Below are 3,706 nucleotides of genomic sequence, written 5' to 3'. Positions count from 1 at the left end.
ATTGAATATTCCAAAGGAATGATTCCTTTTTTGCCTAATCGTCAGCAATTAGCGATATTAGAAAACCCTTAAAAAAACCTTTTAAATTCAAATAATTCTTCTATATTTGCATAAACCGAAAGCTCAAAAATGCTTTTGCAGCTAATTGTTGCTGTTTATAATTGATGAACTACTAATGTGAATATTAAATATAGTTTATTCCTTTGGCTAACCGTTTTGTGCATAGTGATAGTATCACTTTATGCATGTAATTCTGTGCAAAATAAAAAGCCCCACAATGTATTGGTAATTCATTCTTTCAATAAAAACGATAGTTGGGTAGAGGATCTAAACAAGGGTATTAAAGAAGCCTTTGATGATAAGAACTTAGATACCCAAGTTAAGGAATACTATCTTTCTACAGAGTTAAGGACCGAAGAGGCCAAACAAAACGAGATAAACAAGTTACTGGATAGCTACAGCTCAAAACCATTGGATTTGATTATTGTGGCTGACGACGACTGTTTTTCTTCTTTCTTTGCCACAGAGCATCCATATACACATTCCAAACCTGTAGTCTTTGCGGGAATTGATTATGTTATATCTGAATTAATTGAAAAACATACTCACGAAAATATTACAGGAATTACAAATGAGCCCAATTTTAGGCAAACCTACAGACTTGCAGTTCAACTTTTTGGTAAAATAAACAGCATTCAAATAATCGCAGAAGATTCTTATGCAGGCAGAGCAGCTGCTAATGATGCTAAGAAACATTTAATTACCATCCCTAATAGCGTAATTAAAGAAGATAGTTTACAACTGGATAGCTGGGAACCATTGGAAATGGAATCGAACGACTCGGTTTATATATCTATTAAGAATATAAATAAAATAAACGGCCGCCAATTAATGGAAAGCATGACCTATCAGCCTCACAGTTTTTGCATTATGGCTAAATGGTCCGATTTTTACTCGGACTTGCCTCACATGGGAACTGCCCCTTTTCTTATGGTAAACAATGAGGGGTTTGGAGATGGACGGATTGGAGGTTATATGGTCGAAAATTATGAGGCTGGATATGAAGCCGGAATTATGGCTGCCAAAATTTTAACTGGCACTCCAGTTGCTTCAATACCTGTTAAAGCAATAGAGCTTAAACCCATATTTAATTGGCAACAATTGCAACGATGGAATATCCCAATTGATAAGCTGCCGGCTAACAGCATTATTCTCAATATGCCGATGGCTATCAGATATAGTAATCTTATTATTTATGTACTAGTTTTTTCAGGTTTGTTTATCGTTTTCGTTACTGTATCTTTGATATATATTTTAAATAAAGAGAAAAAAGATAAGAAACTAGCTCAAAACCTATTACTAAATAAACGTGAAGAGTTGGAGGTTACCATGAAATCAATTCGTGAGTCGGTAATTTCAATTGACAATAACAAGCAAATATTTGCGATGAATCAGGCTGCGCTGGATAGTCTCGGTTTAAAAAAAGATATACACGAATATATTGGCGCCGATATTTTCTCTGTATTCAATATAACATTGAGAGGCAATGAAAACTATCTTACAGATATTTTCAACTCATTAGACAAAAACTACCTTTCATACCAACTTGAAAAAGGAGCTACAATTGTTACATCAGAAAATCAGTCTCTTTTAATTGAGGGAACTGTCAGTTCATTACTAACAATGGATAATTATACGGGCTGGATTATCTCTTTTAAAGATATAACAGACGAATTCATAAAAAAAGAGCTTCATACGCTGGCCATGGGGGATGCACATGTATATGCGTGGCGTTACAACGGAAAAAAAGATGTTTTTGTATTTGAAGAGGTCTTCTTCAGAGAGACCGGAGTGTATGACAACGGTAAACATACCATCCATTCGGATGTTTTTGAAGGAATGATTCATCCGGAAGACTACGGGAATTGGAATAAACAGATCAAACATATTCTGGACCGAAAGAGTGACAAACTGACCATCCAAATACGTATATACATTAATAATAAATATGAGTGGTGGAGTTTCAATGTAACTTACATCAATAATCCTGCCCTTTCTACCTCATTCACGCTGTTTGGACTGTGCATGAGTATTCAAACATTCAAAGAGACAGAAGAAAACCTGCGGATTGCAAAGGACAAAGCGGAAGAATCTGATAAGCTTAAAAGTATCTTCCTTTCTAATATGAGTCACGAGATACGTACTCCATTAAATGCAATTGTAGGATTCTCGAATCTACTTACATCCGATGATAATTTCTCAGCCGAAGAGAAAAGTATCTTTGTAACTACAATTAATGAAAAGTGCGAAATACTGCTTACACTAATAAATGACATACTAGACTTGTCAAGGATTGAGAGTGGCCTGCCATTTAATCCTGAAGTATGCAACCTAACATTAATCATAGAAGAGACGCTGGCCTCCGAAAAAACAATCCTAAGTCCATACGTCGCACTTAAAAAGAATTTACCAAAGGAACCTGTATTTATTAATGCCGACTCATTAAGATTAAGACAATTGATCCGTAATCTAATTAATAACTCATTTAAATTTACACATGATGGCTTTATTGAAGTTGGTTGTATCCTTTCCAAAAATAAGAATCTGATTTTCTATGTCGAAGATTCAGGATTGGGTATTTCACTTAAAGAACAAAAAAAGATCTTCGAACGTTTTTATAAGACAGATAACTTTAGTCAGGGAGGAGGATTAGGCCTTTCTATTTGTAAAGTGATTGTTGAACGCATGGGTGGTGAAATTTCTGTTCAATCGGTTCATGGTGAAGGATCAAAATTTACGGTGGTCCTACCCTATTCAAGTGTAATTGAAGCTTCGTATGAAAATGAGTAAACTTAAAATTGAACATAATCTGAAGTATCTTGTGGCAACAATCCTGTTTGTTGTTATCAGCATTCTTAGTATATCGTGTTCTGATGCAAAAAAACACAAGGATTCCTACAATATATTACTTATTCACTCATACAAAGAGGGACCTGTATGGCAGGATGAATTGACCCAAGGGGTTAAACAGTATTTTGATGAGAACAATGTCGATGTAAACATATCGGTACATTACATGAATACAGACTTTGTTCTCAATAGAGAAAACATAAGACGTATGAATAATCTTATGACCTCGTACGAACAAAATCCACCGGATTTAATTATCACCTTCAATAATCAGGCCACTTATTCCTTATTATCCTCTTCTCACTATATTGCCTATAATGTACCAATCGTGTTCAGTGGAACTTCACATTATATTAATCACTTGATTGCTAAACATTCTAATATTACCGGTTTTATTGCTAAACCGGATTTTAATAAAGTGTACAAATTAGCAAAAACACTGCTAAAGGATAGTACGTTGATGCTTAATGTAATTGTAGATGGAACTCCTGCCGGATTAAGCTTGTTGGATACTTTTAAAAAACAAATGAATCCGGAAAATCATTCAGACAAAATGTTGTATTATAACATATATGATGAGAATATTCACGACATCATGTACTGGAATCAATATCATTCCAAAAATGTATTTGTTATCATGCCCAAGTGGAATAGTTTCTATTCTAACCTGGCACATGAATCATCTGCACCCTTTTTCCTCGTTAATAATCAGGGTTTTGGAGATGGAAGCCTGGGTGGATATATGGTGCCCACCAATAAACAAGCTCAACTTACAGCCCAAACAGCACTTGAAGTA

Annotated in this window: 2 protein-coding genes; both read left to right on the top strand. The window is 34.8% G+C overall.

Features of this window, described 5'->3' with window-relative positions:
• Positions 1 to 255 precede the first annotated feature (255 nt).
• Positions 256 to 2,850 carry an ATP-binding protein gene (locus tag AB7E53_RS14505; protein ID WP_446776492.1) on the top strand — a complete coding sequence of 865 codons (2,595 nt, stop codon included), beginning with the start codon at positions 256 to 258 and terminating at the stop codon, positions 2,848 to 2,850.
• On the top strand, positions 2,837 to 3,706 hold an 870-nt coding region (locus AB7E53_RS14500; protein WP_446776490.1), incomplete at its 3' end, for a hypothetical protein. The genes AB7E53_RS14505 and AB7E53_RS14500, both read left to right, overlap by 14 nt.

Origin of the sequence: Macellibacteroides sp. (assembly GCF_050251695.1) — a bacterium.
In the GTDB taxonomy this organism is placed as follows: Bacteria; Bacteroidota; Bacteroidia; order Bacteroidales; family Tannerellaceae; genus Macellibacteroides; species Macellibacteroides fermentans.
This window is presented reverse-complemented; position numbering and strand designations above follow the sequence as displayed.